Source organism: Rickettsia senegalensis (genome assembly GCF_056135685.1).
Map to the genome: position 1 here is coordinate 24832 of NZ_JBVYTQ010000002.1, position 25489 is coordinate 50320.

Consider the following 25489-nt stretch of genomic DNA (forward strand, 5'->3'; position numbering starts at 1 on the left):
GAGATTTAATCTTACATTTAGTAAAATTAAGATAATATTAAATGGAGGATTAGAGATGAATCTAAATCAAAAAATAATAAAGCCAAAAATAGGATTACTAGAATTAGCTAGGAGTCTTGGTAGTATATCGTCAGCATATAAAGCTATGGGTTACAGTAGAGACAGTTATTATAGGTTTAAAGAGTTATATGAAACAGGAGGAGAAGAAGCATTATATGAGATTAGTCGGAAGAAGCCAATTATAGCGAATAGAGTTGATCCTGCCGTAGAGAGAGCAGTATTAGATATGGCAATAGAATACCCCGCTTATGGTCAGCTGCGAGTATCAAATGAGCTTAAAAAGACTGGTATTCTTGTATCACCTGGAGGAGTTAGATCTATTTGGCTACGTAATGATTTAAATAATATCAATAAAAGACTTAAAGCATTAGAAGCCAAAATGGCTCAGGATGGTATTGTTCTTACCGAAGCTCAGTTACAAGTATTAGAGAAACGGCGTAGCGAGAAAGAAGCTCATGGTGAGATTGATACACAGCATCCAGGTTATCTAGGATGCCAAGACACATATTATGTAGGTAATTTTAAAGGCATAGGCAAGGTATATTCTCAAGTGTTTATTGATAGTTACACTCGGGTTGCAGAGGCTAAACTATATACTGATAAAACAGCACTTACCGCTGCTGACATGCTTAATGATAGAGTGTTACCATGGTATGAGAGTCAGCAAATACCAGTACTTCGTATTTTAACTGATAGAGGTGGTGAGTATAAAGGTAATATAGAACATCATGCTTTTGAATTGTTCTTAAGCATTGAGGGTATTGAGCATACTACTACTAAAGCATATTCTCCTCAAACAAATGGTATGTGTGAACGTTTTAATAAAACTATGAAACAAGAATTCTTTGATACTGCTATGCGTAAAAAGATCTATACTGATCTTGATGATCTACAACTAGATCTTGATATTTGGCTAGAATATTATAATAATGAAAGACCGCATTCCGGTAAATATTGCTATGGAAAAACACCTATGCAGACTTTTATGGATAGTAAAAAGTTAGCTGTTGAAAAGAATAACGAAATCTTATATCTTGAATACTCATCTGACAGTCATAACTTATCAGACATTCAGATATAATTTTTATAATGTCTGTAAGATTAAATCTTGACTTCTACACTCATCTGACAGTCATAACTTATCAGACATTCAGATATAATTTTTATAATGTCTGTAAGATTAAATTTTGACTTCTACAGCGTGAACTGTTTCCCTCTGTCATTCCGTGTTTTATTCACGGAATCCAGTTAAAAATATAATGTATTTTAGTTGTTTTCTGGACACCGTGAACAAGTTACCAAATGACACTGAGTGCGTTGTCCAATCCACGCAGCAGGCAATTGTTAGAGGCTCTCGATGCTCTGACCTACTAATTCAGTTTCACCCTCAAAATAAAATGTACTCATATCTATGTTTTGCTTAACACATTTATGACCTAAACCTTCATGTGCAGCATTAGATAGTGCGCCATTATCCTGATCTACGGTCCATGTGAAAATTCCTCCAAGACCAAATTTCTTTACATATTCTGCTTTAGCTTTAACAGTTCTAGGTGTGTCTATGGACATAAATACTTTAGATGTAGGATTGTAAAGGAAATCAGCATTAGCTACTGTATCAGTATAAAGTATAAATCCATTTTTCCCTTTTCCTGTGCTTGGATCAAAATAATTAAAATAAACATCATTCTGCTCAGTAACACCGTTTTCAAAAGTTCCAACTATTTGAGGATCTACTTTATATGTACCCTTTAATGGAGAAACTGACTCTATCTCTACCTCACGTGCATTACGGCTATAACCTGCATAACCTATATGCACACATTTCGCAGGGATCTGCAGTTTTTCAATAAGATATTGTACAGATTGATCTATAGACCACTCATTATTGTCGCTGCCACTACTATAAAGGTTAGTATGGTGTGCTAATTTTCCCTCTCCGTAGGTACCACCGAAAAGATCATATGTCATCAAGTGAATTTGGGTTACTCCTGCAGCAACCAAGTCTTTTATATTTGATAGCGCTAGTTTTGCAGGATCAGCTGCTGCTGCTATAGCAATGACAACATCTGTATGCCCCTTGGTGTTAAGTGTTTCTCTTAACTCTTTAACTAATAATGTATAATTCCTACCATCTTCAGGACCATGTGGGTTACCATTCCCTGCTGCTCCTGGATATTCCCAATCAATATCAATTTGTTTATACATTGGAAATTTTTCTATAAACTTTACTATTGAGTCATTGAATATTTTACGAGTTTCTGGAGATTTAGCCATTTCATGAAAAGCTTCGCTCATAGTCCATCCGCCGACGCTAAGGGCAAATTTTGTTCCCTCAGGACTTGCTTTTTTTAGGTTGTGAAAAGCACCTAGTGCTCCTTGAGCTTTTTGTTGGGTGTATAAGTTTGGGTAGTCTTCACTTACGTATGCTGGAAAACCACAATTAACATATGCTGCAAGCATATCCCAATTACCAACGGTGGTCATTTCAAACTTTTGTAATCCTAACTGATCAGCAGATAGTTTTATGATTGCTTCTTTTTCTCCTTTATCACCATTGATTGCAGCAAATCCTAAAACCAGCTTGTCAAAATTGTGATTATAATGTTTCTTTATATCTACGCCTCGCCCAGCCTCATTAATCGTTGCAGGCTTCTGTAGGCGTCCGTCAAATTGTGACCAAGCCGTATAGTAACCACCAACTTCAAATTTCTTATCTGACTCATATTTATTGTAAACATCTTTAAGTACCCTACCTGATGTATAACTAAAGTTAATAGTTTCGCTCTTAGGATTAAACCCAGTCAGTGTATATGTCTGCTCAGTTAAATCATCTTTTTGTACTAGTTTACTAGTTCCTGGCTCTGGTTCTGGCTCTGGCTCTGGTTCTGGCTCTGGCTCTGGTTCTGGCTCTGGTTCTGGCTCTGGTTCTGGCTCTGGCTCTGGATTCCCTATTAGTTCACCATTAAAAGTAAATTTTTCAGGTAGTGCATTTGGATTAGGAAGCACCGCCGGATTAAAATTCACCCCAAAAGTTACAGTTACAGAACCGTTAGCCGGTAGAGTTGCTAAATGTTCTGCTAACTTACCTTTAATTACAGGTAAAGTATTTGTTTGATGAGTAAAACCGGTATGAGCGTTAATTGGTTGTGTAGGATTAATGTGTTCTACTTTACTAAGATCAAAACTTATTTCCGGAGCAAATACTGCCTGGTTAGTATTGTTTTTTATTGTAACTTCTAATGGAAAATACCATCCAGTATCATGAGAACTTGTTACCCATTTTGCAGTAATTTCATATGACGACATAAAATAACCTCTTTAGTTTAATTGTTAAAAATTATAAATATTTTTGAAATAAAAATAGATTGAATAATAATCTACCTTTACAGTTAACAATGATTACTAAATTTTCAATATATTGCAAGAAGTTATAAAACACTAAAACGAAAAAATATTTGAGAATAAATAAAAAAAGCTTTTCTTTTTATTAAATTTTATTAACTGTTTTTATATTTTTACTTAAGCTACTAGATATTATTATACTGATTTCTTCAATTTATTATGTTAACAAAAATTAATATTAATGTAATGTAGCTGTGTAAAAAAATCACAAGAATATAATTCTATTTAAAAATCAAGATATAGTTTAACTTGTGCTTAACCATTGGCACCCCCCAAAAACAATCGACAAAAGGAGTAGAATTTTCTAGAAACAAAGGAGGAGATTCTATAAATGACAATATCAAAGCACAGTGATAGCCAAATCATGTCTATCTTAAAGCAAGCGAGCGGTGGGATGCCTGTAGCGTCTATACTGAGAGAGCACAAAATACCATCAGCGACATTTTATAAATGGAGATCAAAGTATGGTGGTATGGCTTTACCGATGATTACTAAATTAAAGGAGTTAGAATCGGAAAATGCACGGCTTAAAAAGATGTATGCTGAGGAAAGGCTAAGAGCTGATATATTAAAGGAAGTACTTGAAAAAAAGTTAGGAAGCCATCTCAAAGGCGGGAGATGGCTAAAATAATATCTGGAGAAAAAGATATTTCTATAAGGAGTGCATGCAAGATCTTTGGTGTCAGCGAAACATGCTATAGATATAAAAGGAAGCTATCATCTGAGGATGATATTATAGCAGGCCAGCTAATGCGTTTAGTAGGTGATCAAAAGAACTGAGGCCTTGGCCTCTGCTTTTTATATTTACGTAATATCAAAGGTTTTGGTTGGAATCATAAACGTGTATACAGGATATATAAGGAGCTAGCCCTTAATATGAGAATAAAGCCTAAGAAGAGATTACTTAGAGCAAAGCCTAAAAAGCTTATAGTGTCTAAAACAATAAATGATTGCTGGTCCATGGATTTTATGCACGATAGTTTAGAGAATGGTAGGAAATATCGTTTATTTAATGTGATTGATGACTTTAATAGAGAGAGCCTTGGTACTGAGACTGATTTTTTATTGTCAGCAGGAAGAGTTATCAGGTCACTAGATCAAATTATAGAATGGCGAGGTAAGCCAAAATCTATACGTTGTGATAATGGACCTGAATATATCAGTAAATTATTGAGCAAGTGGGCAAAAGAAAAGAATATCAAGTTATTATTCATTCAGCCAGGCATGCCTCAGCAAAATGCATATATTGAAAGATATAATAGAACTGTAAGATATGATTGGTTAAATCAGTATTTATTTGTTAATATACAAGAAGCACAGGATCTTGCAACTCAATGGCTTTGGTCTTATAATAACGAAAGACTTAATATGGCTATTGGCGGTATAACACCAATACAAAAATTAGCTCTCGCAACTTAACTCTCTACTCTCTATTGCGATTAAAAATGGGAGGATTACCCATTGATTATCGATCAATTTAAAAAATAAATATCATATCTTTCTAAAATCTTATTAATTTTCTTATAAAAATATTTGATACTAATAATATGTATATACTCCTTTTAAAAGAAGTTTAAATAATTAGTAGGTTTATGGAAGATATTGATACTTGGCAGCAAAAATTTGAGGTTTATGATTATAGTAATAAATTAATTGATCGAATTAAATATTTGAATACTATAGTAGACTCGCCTATAGATATCACAGAAATTGAAAAAGGTCTTTATTATACCCGTAAATATCATGCTTCTCAAATGCGTCAATCAGGGGAGCCTTATTATTCTCACCCTATAGAAGTTGCAATCATGCTTGCAGATTTTACGGCTCTTGAGGCTCCTAAACTTTACAAATCGTATATGACAAATGTCGCCCTTCTTCATGATACTATAGAGGATACAATACTTACATACGCTGATATTAGCAAAATTTTTGATAAGAATATTGCCGGTAGCGTAGAACGTTTAACAAGAATTAAGCTGTACGGTAAAATTAGCTCCGGTGAAATGTTAAATTTACTAATACAGGAACAAAGATATGATAACGCACTTATTAAAGCGTTTGATCGCCTACATAATTTACAAACTATAAATGCTAAATCTACAGAAAAGGTTTTAGAAACAGTAAAAGAAACTATAGAAAGTTTCTTACTCATAGCAGCTTATTTAGAAATACGAACCGTAGAACAACAACTATTAAATGTTTGCACTAATTTTATCAAGCAACATTTCCCTTCAGAACAAAAAGAAATATTTCAAAAAGCCTGTTTACGAAATTTCTTTTTTAAACTTCAAAATAATACAAAATAAATTAAAGAGTATACAATACTACTTTAGAAAGAAAGTGTATATTAGCTAAAATGTAATAGTTGAGATTTAATCTTACATTTAGTAAAATTAAGATAATATTAAATGGAGGATTAGAGATGAATCTAAATCAAAAAATAATAAAGCCAAAAATAGGATTACTAGAATTAGCTAGGAGTCTTGGTAGTATATCGTCAGCATATAAAGCTATGGGTTACAGTAGAGACAGTTATTATAGGTTTAAAGAGTTATATGAAACAGGAGGAGAAGAAGCATTATATGAGATTAGTCGGAAGAAGCCAATTATAGCGAATAGAGTTGATCCTGCCGTAGAGAGAGCAGTATTAGATATGGCAATAGAATACCCCGCTTATGGTCAGCTGCGAGTATCAAATGAGCTTAAAAAGACTGGTATTCTTGTATCACCTGGAGGAGTTAGACCTATTTGGCTACGTAATGATTTAAATAATATCAATAAAAGACTTAAAGCATTAGAAGCCAAAATGGCTCAGGATGGTATTGTTCTTACCGAAGCTCAGTTACAAGTATTAGAGAAACGGCGTAGCGAGAAAGAAGCTCATGGTGAGATTGATACACAGCATCCAGGTTATCTAGGATGCCAAGACACATATTATGTAGGTAATTTTAAAGGCATAGGCAAGGTATATTCTCAAGTGTTTATTGATAGTTACACTCGGGTTGCAGAGGCTAAACTATATACTGATAAAACAGCACTTACCGCTGCTGACATGCTTAATGATAGAGTGTTACCATGGTATGAGAGTCAGCAAATACCAGTACTTCGTATTTTAACTGATAGAGGTGGTGAGTATAAAGGTAATATAGAACATCATGCTTTTGAATTGTTCTTAAGCATTGAGGGTATTGAGCATACTACTACTAAAGCATATTCTCCTCAAACAAATGGTATGTGTGAACGTTTTAATAAAACTATGAAACAAGAATTCTTTGATACTGCTATGCGTAAAAAGATCTATACTGATCTTGATGATCTACAACTAGATCTTGATATTTGGCTAGAATATTATAATAATGAAAGACCGCATTCCGGTAAATATTGCTATGGAAAAACACCTATGCAGACTTTTATGGATAGTAAAAAGTTAGCTGTTGAAAAGAATAACGAAATCTTATATCTTGAATACTCATCTGACAGTCATAACTTATCAGACATTCAGATATAATTTTTATAATGTCTGTAAGATTAAATCTTGACTTCTACACGAATAACTAAACACCAATTAAAGCAATAAACTTGATTAAATTCTATTAATATTTCTAATTAATTTGCTATTTTAGTAAATATCAATAAAACTCAGCTTTAGTTGGATATTAATAGGAAAAATTGAGCTTGTGGCGAGCTTCGCACTACCCTACCCTATTATTTTTATCTTTTAGAACCTATTTTTTTAAGTTTTACATATAAAATTTAAATTATCTTATTTTAGTCTTTCTTAACTGTATAATTATAAGATTTTTTTAAAATAAGAATAGTAATTTTCTAAAACCTTACTAATTTTAATTAGTATAGTTAACAGACCAAAAGCTAAAAACTTTTATTACTAATTTTTTAAATTAAACGAATATATATTATAGATTAAGCTTGCCTATAGCTTTAACAAAAAATCTATTCTTAATAATTAAGGCAAAACCGCTTTAAACCTTTTGATCTTCTATATGGGACTGTTAACAAAATAACTTTAATTGAAATTAACAAGATTTTTGATAGGATAGCTATCCTTATTTTAACAAAACCTTATAATTTGTAATTAAAAAGAATTTAATGAGCTTTAAAATTATTTTGTTAACAGTCTCATAGGATAAATTCCAAAGGTTGAGCTATTATAATTAATTAAAAATTATTTGCAATCATTTATTGAAATAATTACAAGAAATTCTATATTTTATTTTTTAAGGAAGAGTTTTATTAAAGAATTTATTTTCAAGTTAAGCAAAGAATCGCTTTAAAACCCATTTGTTACATAAATCAGTTTTTAGTATCCTAACTACGACTTGATAGTATGTTGTACGGTACGTTGTTAAAATCGTTATTATAACAAGCATTGCCTGCGTGGACCACAAAACGCATTCGGTGTCATACCGTGACTTGTCCACGTTATCCAGTAAAACAACTAAAAATACTAATATTATTAGTATTTTTAACTAGCTCCCGTGTGGTCAAGCCAGCGTTGTTGCATGGCTCGTTTATGTCATTCCCGCAAGACCTTGTTGCGTAGATATAAAAAAAGTAGCTGCGAACTAAGAAAAGTAGTAAATCGACAAAAAACTTAACCACAAGTGTGTATGTCAAAGCTACAAAAAGTTTGCAACTGGAAAGAATATAACAGAAGTTTAAAGAAAAGAGGAACAATAATTTTCACATTTTGTGAAGAATATTTAAAAGAGTTATATTATGGAGGGGACAGAGGCAAGGAGGAGCGAGAAGATATAATAGCAAGATGTATGAATATTTGCTAACAATTAAGCTGTTATTAAGATTGCCATGGCGAGCAACAAGCGGATTTGCAGAAGGAATGTTTAGCAAAATATTTGCGGGTAAGGATTTAAGAATACCGGATTATGCCCATGCATCAAGAATCGCTAGTAAGCTAAAGTTACGAGTAAAAAATATTGGAGTACAAGAGAAAGGTTCAGGGAAAGAGATAGTATTTGATAGTACCGGAGTAAATGTATATAGCACCAGTGGGTGGCATCAAAGGAAATACGGTAAGGATGGATTATAACGGTAAGGATGGATTATATCGTAAGAGAGAACAGTGGAAGAAGATACATGTAGCAGTCGATTTAGATAGTATGGAAGTACTATCTGTAGCCTATACGGATAGTAACACAAACGACTGTGAAGTTGTTGGTGATATGAGCAAAGAGATAACAGGCAAAGCTAAAACCGTTATAGCAGATGGAGCTTATGATACGCAGGAGTTTAGAAAGATAATATATGATTGGGGAGCACAAGATTTAATGCCCCCAGCACGAACATCTAAGTCACAAGATGAATTAAAGAATAAAAGCAAGGTAGAGAAAGAACATTTAGCTTACAGAGATAAAGTAATAAAAGGAATTAGAGAATATAAAAATTTTGATGAAGGTTTAAAAGCATGGAAAATTAATAGCGGCTATCATCAAAGGTCAAGGGTTGAATCGTTTATGTTTAGGTTGAAGCGAACGTTTGGCTTTAACTTACAACAAAAAACAGAGAAAGGAAGAAAAAACGAAGTAATTACTAAGATAAATATATTAAATGAAATGATTGCCCTTGGGAAAGCTCAATATAGCTTTTAGAATTATATAAAATTTAATTATTTTTATACTCTAAGCGCTATATTGACTTTTTTTAATCTCCACGCAACAACGCCTTGCGAGAAAGGCTTGCTTGCGTGGACTCCCAGTCGTCATTGCGAGGAGCGAAGCGACGTGGCAATCCAGAAAAAGATTAAAAAAATTCTGTAAATCAGCATTTTTACTGGATTGCTTCGTCGAATTACTACGTAATTCTTCTCGCAATGACGAAAAGCAGGTCTACGCAACAATGCTTCACGGGAATGACATAGAATAGAAGTCCGGTACTATAGGTCAAGCCACTGAGTGACGGCGGTAAAACCGATCCATGCAGCAATGTCTCCTCGCAATAATGGAAGCGTGCAATGCAACAAGACGAGTTTATTAGACCTATTGCATAACATATCTTATGGAGATATAGACTTAGAAGTCCATACCGCCCATGCCTCCCATACCACCACGCATTGGCGGCATTGAATCTTCTTTATCAGAAGGCTCGTCAACAATTAAAGTTTCCGTGGTAATAATTAACGAAGCAACGGAAGCAGCATCTTGAAGTGCAGTACGCACTACTTTAGCCGGATCGATAATTCCTGCTTTAATCATATCGACATATTGCATGTCTTGAGCGTTAAAGCCATATTTTTTATCCTTATGCTCTAGTAATTTACCAACTACTACGCCACCGTTTTCACCGGCATTTTCAACAATCTGTTTTAACGGATCTTTTAGAGCTTCTATTACTATTTCAATACCTGCTTGTTGATCCTTGTTATCTACTTTAAGATTTCTTAAAGTTTGTGAAGCGTGAAGTAATGTTACACCGCCCCCTGCAACAACACCTTCCTCAACTGCTGCTCTTGTAGCAGCAAGCGCATCTTCAACACGATCTTTACGCTCTTTCACTTCAACTTCTGTAGCACCGCCGACCTTTAATACGGCAACACCGCCGGAAAGTTTAGCTAAACGCTCTTGTAGTTTTTCTTTATCATAATCAGAAGTAGTTTCAGCTATTTGAGATTTAATTTGTAATACCCTATCTTCAATATTTTTCTTATCACCGTTACCGTCAACAATTACGGTATTTTCTTTAGAAATTGTTACTCTTTTTGCCGTCCCTAGACTTTTAATACTCACATTTTCAAGCTTCATACCTAAATCTTCAGTAATAAGCTCACCTTTAGTTAGGATAGCAATATCTTCCATCATTGCTTTTCTTCTATCACCAAAACCTGGGGCTTTTACTGCCGCAACTTTTAAACCACCACGTAATCTATTGACTACAAGCGTTGCAAGAGCTTCACCCTCAACATCCTCAGCAATAATTAACAGCGGACGTTGTGATTGTACTACGGCCTCAAGTATAGGTAACATCGGTTGTAAATTTGATAATTTTTTCTCAAATAATAAGATGAAAGGATTTTCAAGCTCAGCAACCATTTTCTCGGGATTCGTTACAAAATACGGTGATAGATAACCCCTATCAAACATCATACCTTTAACTACTTCAACATCGAAGCTAAAATTCTTTGCTTCTTCAACGGTTATCACGCCTTCTTTACCGACTTCCTCCATTGCCTTAGCAATCTTCTCACCGATTTCCTTATCACCGTTTGAAGAGATAGTACCAACCTGTGCGATTTCCTCTTGGCTATTGATTTTTTTACTGGATTTTTTAATTTCTTCTACTACTGCGTTTACTGCTAAATCCATACCACGCTTTAAATCCATAGGATTATAGCCCGCTGCGACTAACTTATTACCCTCACGAGCTAATGCTCTAGCAAGTACCGTAGCTGTAGTAGTACCATCACCGGCTACTTCTGCAGCTTTTGTAGCAGCTGATTTTAATAGCTGAGCTCCTGCATTTCTAATTTTATCTTTTAACTCGATCGATTTTGCAACCGTCACACCGTCTTTGGTAATTTTCGGTGAACCGAATGATTGCTCGATAAGTACATTTCTGCCTTTTGGGCCTAAAGTAACTTTTACTGCATCTGCAAGTATATCAATGCCTTCCAGCATTTGCTCACGAGCTTTTGAGCCGTGTTTAATAAGTTTTGTTGCCATATTTAATTTCTCCTTAAAATAAATAATTAATTAATAATACCAAATACGTCGCTTTCTTTCATGACGATCAGTTTTTCGCCTTTAATTTCAATTTCGGTGCCTGCCCATTTACCGTATAAAACTTTATCGCCTATTTTTAGCTCTAAAGGATGAATTTCACCTTTTTTATTACGAATACCGTTACCTACGGCTACTATTTCACCTTGCATCGGCTTTTCTTTTGCGGTATCAGGAATAATAATTCCACCTTTAGTTTTTTCTTCGTGTTCGATAGGCTTTATTGCAATTCTATCATGTAATGGTTTAAAAGACATTTTAACCTCCAATTATTAAATCTTTAAATGTACATACTATATATATTTTATTTTTGCTAGTTCAAGGGGAAAGAATAATTTTTTTTTACGGACCTCTTTCAAATTCTTCTTTGTTTATACAAGAGGTCTATTCTTTCTCAAAATCCTCTAAACTAGTGCCGTGTTTAGTTTTGCTCCATTTGAAAGTACAGAAAATTATTTCAAATACTGCTTTATATGAAGCGATGGTATGTAATATAAAATAGCTATCCCATAAAACCAACGCTACTATATCCTGAAATTTTACTTTTCCGCTTTTTAAAGAATTCTTTAATATATACAGAGCAGTACTATAAGAGATATAAAAACGAAATAATACTATTAACAAGCCATAAATAATTAATTATAGAATTTTTATTTATAACAATAGAAAATATTATAAAAGGTAAACTCCAAAAATTATAGGTAGATAAGCCGATAAAAATATAAGTTGTTATTACTTGCAATAAAGTGAATTTTCGGTATTTATCTTTTTGTGCTTTAAATACAAAAATGTTTGTAGAAAACCTTTAATCCACATTGTAATAGTTGAGATTTAATCTTACATTTAGTAAAATTAAGATAATATTAAATGGAGGATTAGAGATGAATCTAAATCAAAAAATAATAAAGCCAAAAATAGGATTACTAGAATTAGCTAGGAGTCTTGGTAGTATATCGTCAGCATATAAAGCTATGGGTTACAGTAGAGACAGTTATTATAGGTTTAAAGAGTTATATGAAACAGGAGGAGAAGAAGCATTATATGAGATTAGTCGGAAGAAGCCAATTATAGCGAATAGAGTTGATCCTGCCGTAGAGAGAGCAGTATTAGATATGGCAATAGAATACCCCGCTTATGGTCAGCTGCGAGTATCAAATGAGCTTAAAAAGACTGGTATTCTTGTATCACCTGGAGGAGTTAGATCTATTTGGCTACGTAATGATTTAAATAATATCAATAAAAGACTTAAAGCATTAGAAGCCAAAATGGCTCAGGATGGTATTGTTCTTACCGAAGCTCAGTTACAAGTATTAGAGAAACGGCGTAGCGAGAAAGAAGCTCATGGTGAGATTGATACACAGCATCCAGGTTATCTAGGATGCCAAGACACATATTATGTAGGTAATTTTAAAGGCATAGGCAAGGTATATTCTCAAGTGTTTATTGATAGTTACACTCGGGTTGCAGAGGCTAAACTATATACTGATAAAACAGCACTTACCGCTGCTGACATGCTTAATGATAGAGTGTTACCATGGTATGAGAGTCAGCAAATACCAGTACTTCGTATTTTAACTGATAGAGGTGGTGAGTATAAAGGTAATATAGAACATCATGCTTTTGAATTGTTCTTAAGCATTGAGGGTATTGAGCATACTACTACTAAAGCATATTCTCCTCAAACAAATGGTATGTGTGAACGTTTTAATAAAACTATGAAACAAGAATTCTTTGATACTGCTATGCGTAAAAAGATCTATACTGATCTTGATGATCTACAACTAGATCTTGATATTTGGCTAGAATATTATAATAATGAAAGACCGCATTCCGGTAAATATTGCTATGGAAAAACACCTATGCAGACTTTTATGGATAGTAAAAAGTTAGCTGTTGAAAAGAATAACGAAATCTTATATCTTGAATACTCATCTGACAGTCATAACTTATCAGACATTCAGATATAATTTTTATAATGTCTGTGAGATTAAATCTTGACTTCTACAGAAGCGAACGTTTGGCTTTAACTTACAACAAAAAACAGAGAAAGGAAGAAAAAACGAAGTAATTACTAAGATAAATATATTAAATGAAATGATTGCCCTTGGGAAAGCTCAATATAGCTTTTAGAATTATATAAAATTTAATTATTTTTATACTCTAAGCGCTATATTGACTTTTTTTAATCTCCACGCAACAACGCCTTGCGAGAAAGGCTTGCTTGCGTAGACTCCCAGTCGTCATTGCGAGGAGCGAAGCGACGTGGCAATCCAGAAAAAGATTCTGATTTACAGAATTTTTTTAATCTTTTTCTGGATTGCCACGTCGCTTCGCTCCTCGCAATGACGACTCGGGTATCCACGCAGGAATTGCATAAAAAGAACTATATGATAACCCCTCTAAGCCCCAAGCAGCACTTGATTTTGTAGTTTAAATAATTCTGCCGCACCGCCTTTAGCAAGTTTTAACATTGCTATAAACTGCTCTTCGGAAAAAGGTTCTTTCTCTGCCGTGCCTTGTACTTCGATTAGATTACCGTTACCTGCAAATACAAAATTACTATCCACTTCAGCATCACTATCTTCTAAATAATCCAAATCTAGTATCGCCTCACCTTTATATATCCCGCAAGAAACAGCTGCGATTTGACTAATTAACGGATTTACCTTTAAAATTCTCTTTTTCATCAATGATCTAATAGCTAGGTGTAATGCTACGTAGCTTCCTGTTATCGCTGCCGTTCTAGTACCGCCATCAGCATTAATAACATCACAATCTATAATAATCTGCCTCTCACCTAGTTTCTTCAAGTCAACTACACATCGCATGCTTCTTCCTATCAAGCGCTGTATTTCTTGGGTTCTTCCTCCTTGCTTCCCTTGTGCTGCTTCTCTTTTAATACGCTGGGATGTAGAGCCTGGGAGCATGCCGTACTCAGCGGTAACCCAACCTTGATTCTGCCCTCGTAAAAACGGCGGTACGGTAGTTTCGCAAGTAGCACTACACATGACATGTGTATTACCGATTTTAATAAGGCATGAACCTTCCGTATTAATAAGCGGTGATAATTCTAATGAAATAGGACGTAATTGGTTGCTTTTTCTTCCTGACTGTCTCATAATACAATTTGTACTCCTAAATCGGTAGACGAAGTTTAATTTGAAAAAGGGCAAGACACTTTAAAGCTTACAACCGCAACGTAGGTATACTACGTGAGAATTATAAGCGCAAAGTGACGCCGCAATTTTTTAAATTAAACAAGTATACCATTGAAAAAATTTTTATTATATCTATATATACCTCAAAAAAGAACATAAATATAAAGTAAATAATATGATAAATGATAATATAGAAAATAATGAACAAACAATAAATGATATTGCTGAAGAGATAGTTGAAACGGCAAATCCGGAAATAACAGAGTTAAAAGCAGAAATTGAAGAGCTAAAAGACAAACTAATTAGAACTACTGCCGAAATAGATAATACAAGAAAGCGTTTAGAAAAAGCACGTGACGAAGCAAAAGATTATGCAATTGCTACATTTGCTAAAGAACTACTAAATGTTAGTGATAATCTTTCAAGAGCATTAGCTCATAAACCAGCGAATTCTGATATAGAAGTCACAAATATTATTGCAGGCGTTCAGATGACTAAAGATGAACTGGACAAAATCTTTCATAAACATCATATTGAAGAAATAAAGCCGGAAATAGGATCAATGTTCGACTATAATTTACATAATGCAATTTCGCAGATAGAACATCCTGATCATGCACCGAATAGCATTATTACTTTAATGCAATCAGGATATAAAATTAGAGATAGGCTACTTAGACCCGCTACCGTACAAGTAGTTAAAAAATCCGAATAGAAAATAATAATATGAATAGAACCGCTATATTTTGGCTAGTTTTTTTAGGGCTTTTTATAAGCGGCTTTATGCTAATTTCAGATGCAGTAAAACCATTTTTTATCGCATTTATAATATCTTACTTACTACAACCTGCTATAGGTTTTATCGCATCAAAATTTAAAATATCAAATAAATTTGCATCAAGCATAATTTATCTGATATTTTTGAGCATATTTTTCTTAAGCTTAACTATTTTAGTACCGATAATTTATGGACAAATTTTTACTTTTATAAATAATATTCCAAAATATAAAAATTATTTACAGGCAGAAATATTACCTCCTATAATGGCAAAAATTTATTCGATAGAGCCTGATATTGCCGATAAAATCAAGAATTCTTTAAGTGATTTTATAAATAGTATATTTATTATACTTGGCAGTATTGCTAATAATTTTTGGCGTTATACCATTATTACCATTAACATATTTGTTTTATTTTTACTTATACCTATAATATTATTCTATTTTCTACGTGATTGGGCTAAAATTATTGCAAACATAAAATCGTTATTACCTATAAAAACCCGACCGAAAATCCTTGAAATATTATCGGCAATTAATAATCTGTTATCTGCTTACATAAGAGGACAACTAAATATTTGCTTATTATTATCTACTTATTATAGTATTGCATTTACCGTAATAGGTATTGATCTCGCTCTTTTACTCGGTATTTTAACAGGGTTTTTAGTCATTATTCCTTTGCTTGGTACTTTTATATCGTTTCTTTTAACTCTAATTATCGGCTATTTAACTTTTGGTGTAACTAGCAAATTACTATATATAATGATAATTTATCTAGTCGGAAATATTTGTGAATCTTATATTCTAACCCCTAAAATTATCGGTGATAAAATAGGGTTGCATCCTCTTTGGATTATATTCTCGATTTTTGCCTGCGGCAGTTTATTTGGAATTATTGGAATATTTTTTGCTATACCGATTGCAGGGATTACAAAAATTTTACTCCTAAATCTAATTAAATTTTATAAATCTAGCAAATTCTATCAAACAGACGGCTAAGTTATAATATTATTGTATGATTTTTAAAAAGTGTCTAATGTCATACCCACTAAAGCGGGAATCCAGGCAAACCTATAAAAAACTTGTTTTTTTAGGTTTATTGTATGAATTAATGTATAATTGTTGTACTAGTATTAAGATTATTTTTTGGATTTCCGCTTGCGCGGGAATGACATAGAGAAGCATGAAAATGACCTCCTCGACCAACAACAATGCTGCTAAGGATTAATAAATGCAGCAATATATATTTCGATTTATTACTTCTAATAAATATCATCCTGATGAGTTTATTGTTTCTAGTTCTAACGAGCAAGCTTATAATATTATAAAAAATTGGCAGTGCAGCTTTGGCGTTAATCCTTATAAATCTACTTTATTAATTAAAGGACCTTCTTCGTCAGGAAAAACTTATTTAACCAAAATATGGCAAAATTTAAGCGGTGCCTATATTATTAAAGATATTTTTTTTAATGAAGAAATTTTAGAAAAATATAATGCTTTTATCATTGAAGATATTGAAAACTGGCAAGAGTCGGCATTACTTCATATATTTAATATTGTTAATGAAAAACAAAAATATCTTTTACTTACCTCATCTAATAAAAGCAGAAATTTTACTTTACCCGATTTATCTTCACGTATTAAATCAGTCCTTAGTATAGCATTAAACTCACCTGATGATGAATTAATCAAAATTCTAATATTTAAGCATTTTTCTATTTCTTCGGTAACAATATCAGAACAAATAATAGATTTTCTTTTAGTAAATTTGCCTAGGGAATATTCTAAAATTATAGAAACATTAGAAAATATTAACTATTTTGCTTTAATTTCCAAAAGAAAAATAACAACTTCATTAGTCAAAGAAGTTTTAAATAAGTATAATCATAAAATATTGTAACTTTTTTCTTGACTTTAAATCTTCTCAATATAACCTTTCTATAAATTAACTTTTTAGAAAAAATTGTGTTGGGATACGAAAAAAACAAAAAAATTTAAATAGAGCACAAAAATAGACTATCAGCTTACTATCGATAGGTACTTTTTTAGAGTATTTTGATCTTATGCTATATGTTCATATGGCAGTACCACTTAATGAGCTTTTCTTTCTGCATTATGATACTCACGTTAATCGCCTTCTTGCAGCTTTTTCTTTTTGTTCTACTTTTATTTTTAGACCCTTAGGAGCTTTGTTATTTGGCTGGATAGGAGATAATATAGGTCGGAAATTTACAGTCATTATTACCGCTATTTTAATGTCGTTTTCTTGCATCGTTATGGCCAATCTTCCTACTTATGCCCAAGTAGGTGCTAGTGCCGTTTGGATAGTAACAATATGCCGTATAGTGCAAGGTATGTCGTCCATGGGAGAAAGAGTAGGAGCAGAATTATATTTAACGGAATCCGTCGGAGTTCCTAAACGCTTTCCTGCCGTAGCATTTGTAGGGGTGTGTGCTAGCTTAGGATTAGCTGTCGCCCTTGGCGTAGCAACTTTAGGTCGTGCCTCCGTATTGCAGTTTAGAGTAAATAGTCTATAATCCTCAAACAGTAATAAGAGAGAATTATAGTTAAGGAGTTATGGCAAAAATAGATGTTAAGTGTAGATATTGTAACAACACAGAAGAAGTAATAAAGTCAGGATATTCAATTTCAAAACAACAGAGATATCAATGCAAGCGGTGTAATCGATATTTTCAATTGGAGTATATTAATAATGCATCTAAGCCTGGAGTTAAGGAGCAAATAGTAGAAATGTCAATCAACGGCTCTGGAGTTAGAGATACAGTAAGAGTATTAAATGTAGAAGTCAAGATTTAAACTTACAGACATTATAAAAATTATATCTGAATGTCTGATAAGTTATGACTGTCAGATGAGTATTCAAGATATAAGATTTCGTTATTCTTTTCAACAGCTAACTTTTTACTATCCATAAAAGTCTGCATAGGTGTTTTTCCATAGCAATATTTACCGGAATGCGGTCTTTCATTATTATAATATTCTAGCCAAATATCAAGATCTAGTTGTAGATCATCAAGATCAGTATAGATCTTTTTACGCATAGCAGTATCAAAGAATTCTTGTTTCATAGTTTTATTAAAACGTTCACACATACCATTTGTTTGAGGAGAATATGCTTTAGTAGTAGTATGCTCAATACCCTCAATGCTTAAGAACAATTCAAAAGCATGATGTTCTATATTACCTTTATACTCACCACCTCTATCAGTTAAAATACGAAGTACTGGTATTTGCTGACTCTCATACCATGGTAACACTCTATCATTAAGCATGTCAGCAGCGGTAAGTGCTGTTTTATCAGTATATAGTTTAGCCTCTGCAACCCGAGTGTAACTATCAATAAACACTTGAGAATATACCTTGCCTATGCCTTTAAAATTACCTACATAATATGTGTCTTGGCATCCTAGATAACCTGGATGCTGTGTATCAATCTCACCATGAGCTTCTTTCTCGCTACGCCGTTTCTCTAATACTTGTAACTGAGCTTCGGTAAGAACAATACCATCCTGAGCCATTTTGGCTTCTAATGCTTTAAGTCTTTTATTGATATTATTTAAATCATTACGTAGCCAAATAGGTCTAACTCCTCCAGGTGATACAAGAATACCAGTCTTTTTAAGCTCATTTGATACTCGCAGCTGACCATAAGCGGGGTATTCTATTGCCATATCTAATACTGCTCTCTCTACGGCAGGATCAACTCTATTCGCTATAATTGGCTTCTTCCGACTAATCTCATATAATGCTTCTTCTCCTCCTGTTTCATATAACTCTTTAAACCTATAATAACTGTCTCTACTGTAACCCATAGCTTTATATGCTGACGATATACTACCAAGACTCCTAGCTAATTCTAGTAATCCTATTTTTGGCTTTATTATTTTTTGATTTAGATTCATCTCTAATCCTCCATTTAATATTATCTTAATTTTACTAAATGTAAGATTAAATCTCAACTATTATATGCATGGCCAGTATGCTTTTATATTATCTATTTTCACTGTGGGAATATTATGAAAAATAATTTTAATTTTACCAGTGAGCAAATTATTCATCAAAATTTTATTGTTTCAATATTTCAGATATTTAGTTTCATAATATGGACCTATTTAAGCTATTATATCTATCCCTTAACTCTTTTAAGAGTTAATATAGTAATATTTGACATTCTTATTCTTATTTTTCCTTATTTATTAAATATAATAACTGCTCCTTTGAGTTTATTGATATTACAAGTTATACTAATTTCATTTTCTCTTAATTATTCACCTGCTGTACCTATATATATAAAGCATTTTCCAATTTTTAAACATTTTACCTATCCAAGTTGGTTATTTGCTTTATCACGAGCCTTAATGCATATTATTACCTCTTTTGGACTAGTTTTTTAGTTAAATATTTTGATAATTGGGGGGGGTATTGTTTATACTAATTCCAGTAAGTATAGGTTTTACGTGGAGAATATTATATTTTGAAAAGCTGGATAAAGTGGTTGAAAGCTATCCTCAAACTTCGTTAGTGACCGTTCCAGCTGATAATCTTTAGGATATAGATACTGATAGCATAAAAATAAGAGCCTTTCTTTTATTACTGTAATTTTAAAATATACAGCTATAGTTACAAAATGTATTAAAGTCTCTTCAATAATTTTTTTAGCTTTCTCAGGTGATTTAGCTCCTAAAGTCTGTATATTATGGGCTCTATCAAAAAGTTTTATGAGGGCTGTATCATATCTTTTTTGTTTGATTAACAGATTTAAGCTTTCCTCGGCACTGATTTTTCCATAAGGTTTGATTCTAGTTAAACCTTCTACATGTTTTGCTATTTCTTTACCAAAAATTTCGACGATCATCTTTTCAGTAAGCTCTGTATCCTCAATAGTATCATGAAGTAGAGCAGCATTTATCATGTTAGAAGTAAAAAGCTTAGGGGCTTCGTCCGCTACAAACTCCGCAAGCATAATCGCTACTTCAATTAGATGAGAATAGGAAGGATCGCCTGATTGACGCATTTGTGAACCGTGATATTTACGAGCGTAGTAGATGGCTTTTTTGACTTCCTCTATATCAACTGGATTTTTTACTTTAGTGTTTAAATATTCGAGTTTATCAAGTAGCTTTTTAGCATAAACGCAAACTTCAAACTTTTCTTTCCAAGAGCTTATATCTTCCATAAAAAGTTATTTCTTATTTTTGTTAATAATAGTTGATTACAATTAAAGTAAAAATTAAAAAGTTGCAATAATAAATAATTTTTTAACTTTAAATATATTAGCAACTTTTGATTATTTTGTATTTTAGCAACTATCATTTTACTTTATTAGTTGCTTTAGCTTCTTGTTCTTGCTGTAATTTATACTCTGCTATTTTTTTTGAAAAGCTAGTAAAAATAACAGCAACAGTAATAAATAATGCGGAAAAGAATTACAGTAAAATTTAGAAAGGTTCCAGACAAGATAAATTTAAAGGTAAGCGAGCTAGACATATATTAATATGTAAGCTGTAATAGTTGAGATTTAATCTTACATTTAGTAAAATTAAGATAATATTAAATGGAGGATTAGAGATGAATCTAAATCAAAAAATAATAAAGCCAAAAATAGGATTACTAGAATTAGCTAGGAGTCTTGGTAGTATATCGTCAGCATATAAAGCTATGGGTTACAGTAGAGACAGTTATTATAGGTTTAAAGAGTTATATGAAACAGGAGGAGAAGAAGCATTATATGAGATTAGTCGGAAGAAGCCAATTATAGCGAATAGAGTTGATCCTGCCGTAGAGAGAGCAGTATTAGATATGGCAATAGAATACCCTGCTTATGGTCAGCTGCGAGTATCAAATGAGCTTAAAAAGACTGGTATTCTTGTATCACCTGGAGGAGTTAGATCTATTTGGCTACGTAATGATTTAAATAATATCAATAAAAGACTTAAAGCATTAGAAGCCAAAATGGCTCAGGATGGTATTGTTCTTACCGAAGCTCAGTTACAAGTATTAGAGAAACGGCGTAGCGAGAAAGAAGCTCATGGTGAGATTGATACACAGCATCCAGGTTATCTAGGATGCCAAGACACATATTATGTAGGTAATTTTAAAGGCATAGGCAAGGTATATTCTCAAGTGTTTATTGATAGTTACACTCGGGTTGCAGAGGCTAAACTATATACTGATAAAACAGCACTTACCGCTGCTGACATGCTTAATGATAGAGTGTTACCATGGTATGAGAGTCAGCAAATACCAGTACTTCGTATTTTAACTGATAGAGGTGGTGAGTATAAAGGTAATATAGAACATCATGCTTTTGAATTGTTCTTAAGCATTGAGGGTATTGAGCATACTACTACTAAAGCATATTCTCCTCAAACAAATGGTATGTGTGAACGTTTTAATAAAACTATGAAACAAGAATTCTTTGATACTGCTATGCGTAAAAAGATCTATACTGATCTTGATGATCTACAACTAGATCTTGATATTTGGCTAGAATATTATAATAATGAAAGACCGCATTCCGGTAAATATTGCTATGGAAAAACACCTATGCAGACTTTTATGGATAGTAAAAAGTTAGCTGTTGAAAAGAATAACGAAATCTTATATCTTGAATACTCATCTGACAGTCATAACTTATCAGACATTCAGATATAATTTTTATAATGTCTGTAAGATTAAATCTTGACTTCTACATGTAAGCAAAGGCGATAGTACAAAATTCGCTTGTATCAAGCTTTATGAATTATGCTATATAAAAGATTCTAACAACTCGTATGAATCAGAAAATTTATTCAGCGTCATATCATAGCTTGTTGACCACGATATAGCATTATTACGTGGATCGATTCCACCCATATCATCCTAGCTCGCTTGACCGCAGGTTTCAAAAAAGATCAGCCAAGTAATGTAATATTATAATGAAATACGTAACTACGACTAAAGTGAGATAAAAAAGATATAAACTGTCACACTGGAACTTGTTCCCGGTATCCAGAAAATCTTAAAAAGTTCTGGATCTCATGGTCAAGACTATAGTACTGGATATTTTTCGTTCCATGTCATTCCCGCGTGGCATTGTTGCGTGGACCGGTAAAACCCACTGTGTCACCCCGTGGCTTGATCCATAGTACCGGACAATTTCTATTCTATATCATTCCCGCGTAGGCGGGCATCTAGTCAAATAAAGCTTTTTTAAAGCTTTATTTAAAAAAAACGATAGAATAAAAAATCTTTGAAATTAAGATTTTTTGTTCTGTATCCCCACTTTCGCGGGGATGGCATAGAGGTCTTTTCAAAAACTGTCCGGTACTATAGGTTTGATCACGGGGTCCATAAAAACAATAAAAAATACTAATAATTTTAGTGTTTTTAACTGGATTGTCTTAGCAATTACTCCGTAATTTTCTTGTAGTGGTATTAAACTATTAACTAATATATACTTAGTTAGAAATGCCATTTCATAAAGATACTGTTTTTCTTGATAGATTTAACTATTGTAACATTTAAGACTGAAAAGCTTGAGTTTAAGGCTCGTGGATTGCTTGATGTTTTCGTTGAAATACTAAAAACTTTCGGTTGGTGGGCGATGACGGACTCGAACCGCCGACACTCTCGGTGTAAACGAGATACTCTACCAGCTGAGCTAATCGCCCATATTTTTTATTAATTAGTAAAATAACATTATTTATAATTAATAAGAAGTATATATAATTAATTTAGCAAAATTTTATTAGCTCTTGCTTTTAGATTATCTATAAAGTGTTATTTACTTTCGTTCAAACTTTTTATTTGTTTTGACAACCTGCTGATTTTTCTTGAGGCTGTATTTAATTTAATTATATTTTTTTTCACACCTTGCATTATCTTAGACTGAGCAACAGATAAAGCTAAGTTAGCATTTTCTTTATTACCAAGACTAATTTCATGTACAACTTTCTTTATAAAAGTTTTTATTGCACTAGATCTTTTTCTATTGATTAGAGTTCTTTTTACTGTTTGTCTAGCAGCTTTTTTTGCTGAAGAATGATTAGCCATTACCAAGTCCCTTATATTTTAATTTTTAATTTCTTCATTAGCATCTTGCTGTATATTTCCTTTAGCATTAATATCTCTATCTACAAATTCAATATATGCTATCGGTGCTAAATCACCATAACGGAATCCGGCTTTTATTATTCTAGTATAACCGCCAGGTCTATCTTTATATCTGGTACCTAAAATATTTATAAGCTTTTCTACTGCTTTTTTATCTTTTATTTTTGGTAGAACGCTTCTTCTTGCCGTTAAATCAGCTTTTTTAGCTTTAGTAATTAGAGTTTCAATGTAAGGTCTTAATTCCTTAGCTTTGGGTAAAGTAGTTTTAATTTGTTCATGGGTTACAAGTGCTACAGCCATATTAGCGAGCATTGCTTGCCTATGACTACTTGTTACATTTAATTTTCTACCTTTAATTTTATGTCGCATTTTTATTAGTCCTTAATTATAAGAATCTTCATAACGTTTAGATAATTCTTGAATATTTTCCGGTGGCCAATCCGGTACATCCATACCGAATCTTAAATTAAATTTTGCCAATATTTCTTTAATCTCATTTAAAGATTTTCTACCGAAATTTGGAGTTCTTAGCATATCGGATTCCGTTCTTTTTACTAGATCCCCTATATATATTATATTATCATTTTTCAAGCAATTTGCCGATCTAACCGATAATTCCAATTCATCAACTCTCTTAAGTAAATAAGGTGAAAACGGTAAAGCATCAGTTTTAACTTGTTTATCTTCTTCCTGTTCTTCAAAAGAAATAAATAATTGTAATTGCTCTTGTAGAATACGTGCAGCTAAACCTACAGCCATTTCAGGTAATAAATCACCGTTAGTTTCTACAAACATAATTAATTTATCATAGTCGGTAACCTGACCTACCCTAGTATTTTCTACTTTATAAGTAACACTCTTTACCGGGTTAAATAAAGCATCTATAGCTATTTCACCAATAGGTAAATTATCCTCATAGCTATTTGTGCTAAGTACATATCCTTTACCAACCTTACAAGTTAATTCCATTTCGAGCTGTTTGTTCTTAGCTAGATTACAAATTACATGATCCGGATTCAGTATTTCTACATCATGACCTGTTTCAATCATACCGGCCGTTATAACACAAGGTCCCGTTGCTTTTAATTTCATGATACGTTTTTCCGCAACATGCATTTTTACTTCAATACCTTTAATGTTTAAAATCACTTCCGATACATCTTCTTTTACACCGGGTATAGAAGAAAATTCGTGTTCTATAGCAGGGATCTTTATAGAAGTGATAGCTGCTCCTTGTAAAGAAGAAAGTAATACTCTTCTCATAGCATTACCGAGTGTTAAACCAAAACCTCTTTCTAAAGGTTCAACTACAATTTTAGCTTTATTATTGGTTTCCGGAAAATTTTCATAAGCGACTTTATTCGGCTTTATTAAAGTATTCCAATTTTTACTTAACGATAACATTTAATACCTATGATTCTCTTATACTCTTCTTCTTTTTGGCGGTCTTACTCCATTATGAGCAATTGACGATACATCTAAAATTGATGTAACCACAAAATTTTGCCCGAATAAAGCTCTCATTGCTGATTCACGCTGAGCTCCCGGCCCTCCAATCCTAATAGAAATAGTTTTTAGACCATATTCTTTTGCTTTTTCCGATGCTCTATCAATTGTTACTTGAGCTGCATAAGGTGTTGCTTTTCTTGCCCCTTTAAACCCATTACCTCCTGCCGATGCAGAAGAGATAGTATTACCTTGAATATCAGTAAATGTTACTATAGTATTATTAAATGATGCTCGGATATGCACAACACCCAGAGTGATAGTTTTTTTCTTTTTCTTAACTTTAACCGTCTGATTCATTATTTATACTCTATACTTAAACTATTATTTTACAGCTTTTTTCTTTCCAGCTATCGCAATAGCTTTACATTTTCTAGTTCGAGCATTAGAATGCGTGTTCTGTCCTCTCACCGGCAACTTACGTATATGTCTAAGCCCTTGATAACATCTTATATCTTTCTTCTTTTTAATATTAAGCGTAACTTCTCGTCTTAAATCACCCTCAACTTTATACTCACTTTCAATAATATTACGTAAGCTTATTAACTCTTGATCCGTAAGTTCTTTAACTTTTTTATCTTTCGATATTTTTGCTTTATTACAGATCTCTGCTGCCATAGTAAGTCCAAGACCGTAAATGTAAGTTAAACTCACAACTAAGCGTTTATTATCGGGAATATTAACACTTGCAATTCTTGCCACAAATAATCT

Annotated in this window: 24 protein-coding genes, 1 tRNA gene and 1 pseudogene; 14 read left to right on the forward strand and 12 right to left on the reverse strand. The window is 32.8% G+C overall.

The features are described from left to right. Positions 1-55 precede the first annotated feature (55 nt). Positions 56-1141, forward strand: coding sequence for an IS481 family transposase (locus AC0ODJ_RS07780; RefSeq protein WP_121834048.1), 1086 nt, complete (start codon positions 56-58; stop codon positions 1139-1141). Positions 1142-1404: 263 nt separating this feature from the next. Here AC0ODJ_RS07780 and AC0ODJ_RS07785 read toward each other — a convergent pair whose 3' ends face one another. Next, entirely contained in the window at positions 1405-3369 is a 1965-nt protein-coding gene (locus tag AC0ODJ_RS07785; RefSeq protein ID WP_474465896.1) for a glycosyl hydrolase family 18 protein, read from the reverse strand. A gap of 427 nt (positions 3370-3796) precedes the next feature. On the opposite strand from AC0ODJ_RS07785, the pseudogene AC0ODJ_RS07790 reads away from it, so the two are divergent. The 6 genes and pseudogenes from AC0ODJ_RS07790 to AC0ODJ_RS07815 all read left to right on the forward strand — a co-directional run bounded on the left by AC0ODJ_RS07790 (position 3797) and on the right by AC0ODJ_RS07815 (position 9092). After that, positions 3797-4884, forward strand: a pseudogene (locus tag AC0ODJ_RS07790) (IS3 family transposase). Positions 4885-5057: 173 nt separating this feature from the next. After that, positions 5058-5771 (forward strand): HD domain-containing protein, encoded by a 714-nt coding sequence (locus AC0ODJ_RS07795; RefSeq protein WP_218460320.1) that lies wholly within the window; start codon positions 5058-5060, stop codon positions 5769-5771. A gap of 116 nt (positions 5772-5887) precedes the next feature. Then, entirely contained in the window at positions 5888-6973 is a 1086-nt protein-coding gene (locus AC0ODJ_RS07800) for an IS481 family transposase (RefSeq protein ID WP_474465598.1), read from the forward strand. Between the two features lie 1120 nt (positions 6974-8093). After that, complete coding sequence (locus AC0ODJ_RS07805; protein WP_474464565.1) at positions 8094-8267, forward strand: hypothetical protein; 174 nt, start codon at positions 8094-8096, stop codon at positions 8265-8267. After that, positions 8249-8533, forward strand: coding sequence for a transposase (locus AC0ODJ_RS07810; RefSeq protein WP_474464682.1), 285 nt, complete (start codon positions 8249-8251; stop codon positions 8531-8533). Before AC0ODJ_RS07805 ends, AC0ODJ_RS07810 begins: the two co-directional genes overlap by 19 nt. Beyond that, positions 8523-9092 carry a transposase gene (locus AC0ODJ_RS07815; protein ID WP_474464679.1) on the forward strand — a complete coding sequence of 190 codons (570 nt, stop codon included), beginning with the start codon at positions 8523-8525 and terminating at the stop codon, positions 9090-9092. Before AC0ODJ_RS07810 ends, AC0ODJ_RS07815 begins: the two co-directional genes overlap by 11 nt. 420 nt (positions 9093-9512) lie before the next feature. Here AC0ODJ_RS07815 and groL read toward each other — a convergent pair whose 3' ends face one another. After that, entirely contained in the window at positions 9513-11159 is a 1647-nt protein-coding gene (gene groL, locus AC0ODJ_RS07820) for a chaperonin GroEL (RefSeq protein WP_218460483.1), read from the reverse strand. A gap of 26 nt (positions 11160-11185) precedes the next feature. Next, complete coding sequence (locus AC0ODJ_RS07825; protein WP_218460482.1) at positions 11186-11473, reverse strand: co-chaperone GroES; 288 nt, start codon at positions 11471-11473, stop codon at positions 11186-11188. A gap of 624 nt (positions 11474-12097) precedes the next feature. Between AC0ODJ_RS07825 and AC0ODJ_RS07830 the strand changes: the two genes are divergently transcribed. Beyond that, on the forward strand, positions 12098-13183 hold the full coding sequence (locus AC0ODJ_RS07830; RefSeq protein ID WP_121834048.1) for an IS481 family transposase: 1086 nt from the start codon (positions 12098-12100) through the stop codon (positions 13181-13183). Positions 13184-13615: 432 nt separating this feature from the next. Here the strand turns inward: AC0ODJ_RS07830 and rph are convergent, their stop codons facing one another. After that, the gene (rph, locus tag AC0ODJ_RS07835) at positions 13616-14335 is read right to left on the reverse strand and encodes a ribonuclease PH (protein ID WP_218460626.1); all 720 of its coding nucleotides are present in this window, start codon (positions 14333-14335) and stop codon (positions 13616-13618) included. Between the two features lie 214 nt (positions 14336-14549). Between rph and grpE the strand changes: the two genes are divergently transcribed. The 5 genes from grpE (at position 14550) to AC0ODJ_RS07860 (ending at position 17974) form a co-directional block, all read left to right on the forward strand. Then, a complete protein-coding gene (gene grpE, locus AC0ODJ_RS07840) occupies positions 14550-15089 on the forward strand; it encodes a nucleotide exchange factor GrpE (protein WP_218460627.1) in 540 nt (179 codons plus the stop codon). Positions 15090-15100: 11 nt separating this feature from the next. Beyond that, on the forward strand, positions 15101-16156 hold the full coding sequence (locus tag AC0ODJ_RS07845; protein ID WP_218460628.1) for an AI-2E family transporter: 1056 nt from the start codon (positions 15101-15103) through the stop codon (positions 16154-16156). A gap of 232 nt (positions 16157-16388) precedes the next feature. Next, positions 16389-17057 (forward strand): HdaA/DnaA family protein, encoded by a 669-nt coding sequence (locus AC0ODJ_RS07850; protein WP_218460629.1) that lies wholly within the window; start codon positions 16389-16391, stop codon positions 17055-17057. 133 nt (positions 17058-17190) lie between these two features. Next, the gene (locus AC0ODJ_RS07855; RefSeq protein ID WP_474466012.1) at positions 17191-17694 is read left to right on the forward strand and encodes an MFS transporter; all 504 of its coding nucleotides are present in this window, start codon (positions 17191-17193) and stop codon (positions 17692-17694) included. A 40-nt stretch (positions 17695-17734) separates the two neighbouring features. Continuing rightward, entirely contained in the window at positions 17735-17974 is a 240-nt protein-coding gene (locus AC0ODJ_RS07860; protein WP_474465904.1) for an IS1-like element transposase, read from the forward strand. 20 nt (positions 17975-17994) lie between these two features. On the opposite strand, the gene AC0ODJ_RS07865 is transcribed toward AC0ODJ_RS07860, so the two are convergent. Next, positions 17995-19080 carry an IS481 family transposase gene (locus AC0ODJ_RS07865; protein WP_474465598.1) on the reverse strand — a complete coding sequence of 362 codons (1086 nt, stop codon included), beginning with the start codon at positions 19078-19080 and terminating at the stop codon, positions 17995-17997. A gap of 551 nt (positions 19081-19631) precedes the next feature. Beyond that, a complete protein-coding gene (locus tag AC0ODJ_RS07870) occupies positions 19632-20354 on the reverse strand; it encodes an HD domain-containing protein (protein ID WP_218460296.1) in 723 nt (240 codons plus the stop codon). Positions 20355-20746: 392 nt separating this feature from the next. Between AC0ODJ_RS07870 and AC0ODJ_RS07875 the strand changes: the two genes are divergently transcribed. Further along, a complete protein-coding gene (locus AC0ODJ_RS07875; protein ID WP_121834048.1) occupies positions 20747-21832 on the forward strand; it encodes an IS481 family transposase in 1086 nt (361 codons plus the stop codon). A 922-nt stretch (positions 21833-22754) separates the two neighbouring features. Here the strand turns inward: AC0ODJ_RS07875 and AC0ODJ_RS07880 are convergent. The 6 genes from AC0ODJ_RS07880 to rpsM all read right to left on the reverse strand — a co-directional run bounded on the left by AC0ODJ_RS07880 (position 22755) and on the right by rpsM (position 25480). Next, positions 22755-22830: transfer RNA gene (locus AC0ODJ_RS07880), tRNA-Val, on the reverse strand. A gap of 109 nt (positions 22831-22939) precedes the next feature. Further along, positions 22940-23212 (reverse strand): 30S ribosomal protein S20, encoded by a 273-nt coding sequence (gene rpsT / locus AC0ODJ_RS07885; protein WP_218461037.1) that lies wholly within the window; start codon positions 23210-23212, stop codon positions 22940-22942. Between the two features lie 18 nt (positions 23213-23230). Beyond that, a complete protein-coding gene (rplQ, locus tag AC0ODJ_RS07890) occupies positions 23231-23641 on the reverse strand; it encodes a 50S ribosomal protein L17 (protein ID WP_218461036.1) in 411 nt (136 codons plus the stop codon). A gap of 12 nt (positions 23642-23653) precedes the next feature. Beyond that, positions 23654-24676: a DNA-directed RNA polymerase subunit alpha gene (locus AC0ODJ_RS07895; protein ID WP_040256091.1), complete on the reverse strand. Its 1023-nt coding sequence runs from the start codon at positions 24674-24676 to the stop codon at positions 23654-23656. A gap of 18 nt (positions 24677-24694) precedes the next feature. Then, positions 24695-25078: a 30S ribosomal protein S11 gene (rpsK, locus tag AC0ODJ_RS07900; RefSeq protein ID WP_008580920.1), complete on the reverse strand. Its 384-nt coding sequence runs from the start codon at positions 25076-25078 to the stop codon at positions 24695-24697. 24 nt (positions 25079-25102) lie between these two features. Continuing rightward, a complete protein-coding gene (gene rpsM, locus AC0ODJ_RS07905) occupies positions 25103-25480 on the reverse strand; it encodes a 30S ribosomal protein S13 (protein WP_218461035.1) in 378 nt (125 codons plus the stop codon). Between the last annotated feature and the right edge of the window lie 9 nt (positions 25481-25489).

Bases quoted from the DNA above. Each gene is read 5' to 3' on its own strand.
- AC0ODJ_RS07780 (WP_121834048.1), top strand. From the start codon at position 56: ATGAATCTAAATCAAAAAATAATAAAGCCAAAAATAGGATTACTAGAA.
- AC0ODJ_RS07785 (WP_474465896.1), bottom strand. From the start codon at position 3,369: ATGTCGTCATATGAAATTACTGCAAAATGGGTAACAAGTTCTCATGAT.
- AC0ODJ_RS07795 (WP_218460320.1), top strand. From the start codon at position 5,058: ATGGAAGATATTGATACTTGGCAGCAAAAATTTGAGGTTTATGATTAT.
- AC0ODJ_RS07800 (WP_474465598.1), top strand. From the start codon at position 5,888: ATGAATCTAAATCAAAAAATAATAAAGCCAAAAATAGGATTACTAGAA.
- AC0ODJ_RS07805 (WP_474464565.1), top strand. From the start codon at position 8,094: ATGTCAAAGCTACAAAAAGTTTGCAACTGGAAAGAATATAACAGAAGT.
- AC0ODJ_RS07810 (WP_474464682.1), top strand. From the start codon at position 8,249: ATGTATGAATATTTGCTAACAATTAAGCTGTTATTAAGATTGCCATGG.
- AC0ODJ_RS07815 (WP_474464679.1), top strand. From the start codon at position 8,523: ATGGATTATAACGGTAAGGATGGATTATATCGTAAGAGAGAACAGTGG.
- groL (WP_218460483.1), bottom strand. From the start codon at position 11,159: ATGGCAACAAAACTTATTAAACACGGCTCAAAAGCTCGTGAGCAAATG.
- AC0ODJ_RS07825 (WP_218460482.1), bottom strand. From the start codon at position 11,473: ATGTCTTTTAAACCATTACATGATAGAATTGCAATAAAGCCTATCGAA.
- AC0ODJ_RS07830 (WP_121834048.1), top strand. From the start codon at position 12,098: ATGAATCTAAATCAAAAAATAATAAAGCCAAAAATAGGATTACTAGAA.
- rph (WP_218460626.1), bottom strand. From the start codon at position 14,335: ATGAGACAGTCAGGAAGAAAAAGCAACCAATTACGTCCTATTTCATTA.
- grpE (WP_218460627.1), top strand. From the start codon at position 14,550: ATGATAAATGATAATATAGAAAATAATGAACAAACAATAAATGATATT.
- AC0ODJ_RS07845 (WP_218460628.1), top strand. From the start codon at position 15,101: ATGAATAGAACCGCTATATTTTGGCTAGTTTTTTTAGGGCTTTTTATA.
- AC0ODJ_RS07850 (WP_218460629.1), top strand. From the start codon at position 16,389: ATGCAGCAATATATATTTCGATTTATTACTTCTAATAAATATCATCCT.
- AC0ODJ_RS07860 (WP_474465904.1), top strand. From the start codon at position 17,735: ATGGCAAAAATAGATGTTAAGTGTAGATATTGTAACAACACAGAAGAA.
- AC0ODJ_RS07865 (WP_474465598.1), bottom strand. From the start codon at position 19,080: ATGAATCTAAATCAAAAAATAATAAAGCCAAAAATAGGATTACTAGAA.
- AC0ODJ_RS07870 (WP_218460296.1), bottom strand. From the start codon at position 20,354: ATGGAAGATATAAGCTCTTGGAAAGAAAAGTTTGAAGTTTGCGTTTAT.
- AC0ODJ_RS07875 (WP_121834048.1), top strand. From the start codon at position 20,747: ATGAATCTAAATCAAAAAATAATAAAGCCAAAAATAGGATTACTAGAA.
- rpsT (WP_218461037.1), bottom strand. From the start codon at position 23,212: ATGGCTAATCATTCTTCAGCAAAAAAAGCTGCTAGACAAACAGTAAAA.
- rplQ (WP_218461036.1), bottom strand. From the start codon at position 23,641: ATGCGACATAAAATTAAAGGTAGAAAATTAAATGTAACAAGTAGTCAT.
- AC0ODJ_RS07895 (WP_040256091.1), bottom strand. From the start codon at position 24,676: ATGTTATCGTTAAGTAAAAATTGGAATACTTTAATAAAGCCGAATAAA.
- rpsK (WP_008580920.1), bottom strand. From the start codon at position 25,078: ATGAATCAGACGGTTAAAGTTAAGAAAAAGAAAAAAACTATCACTCTG.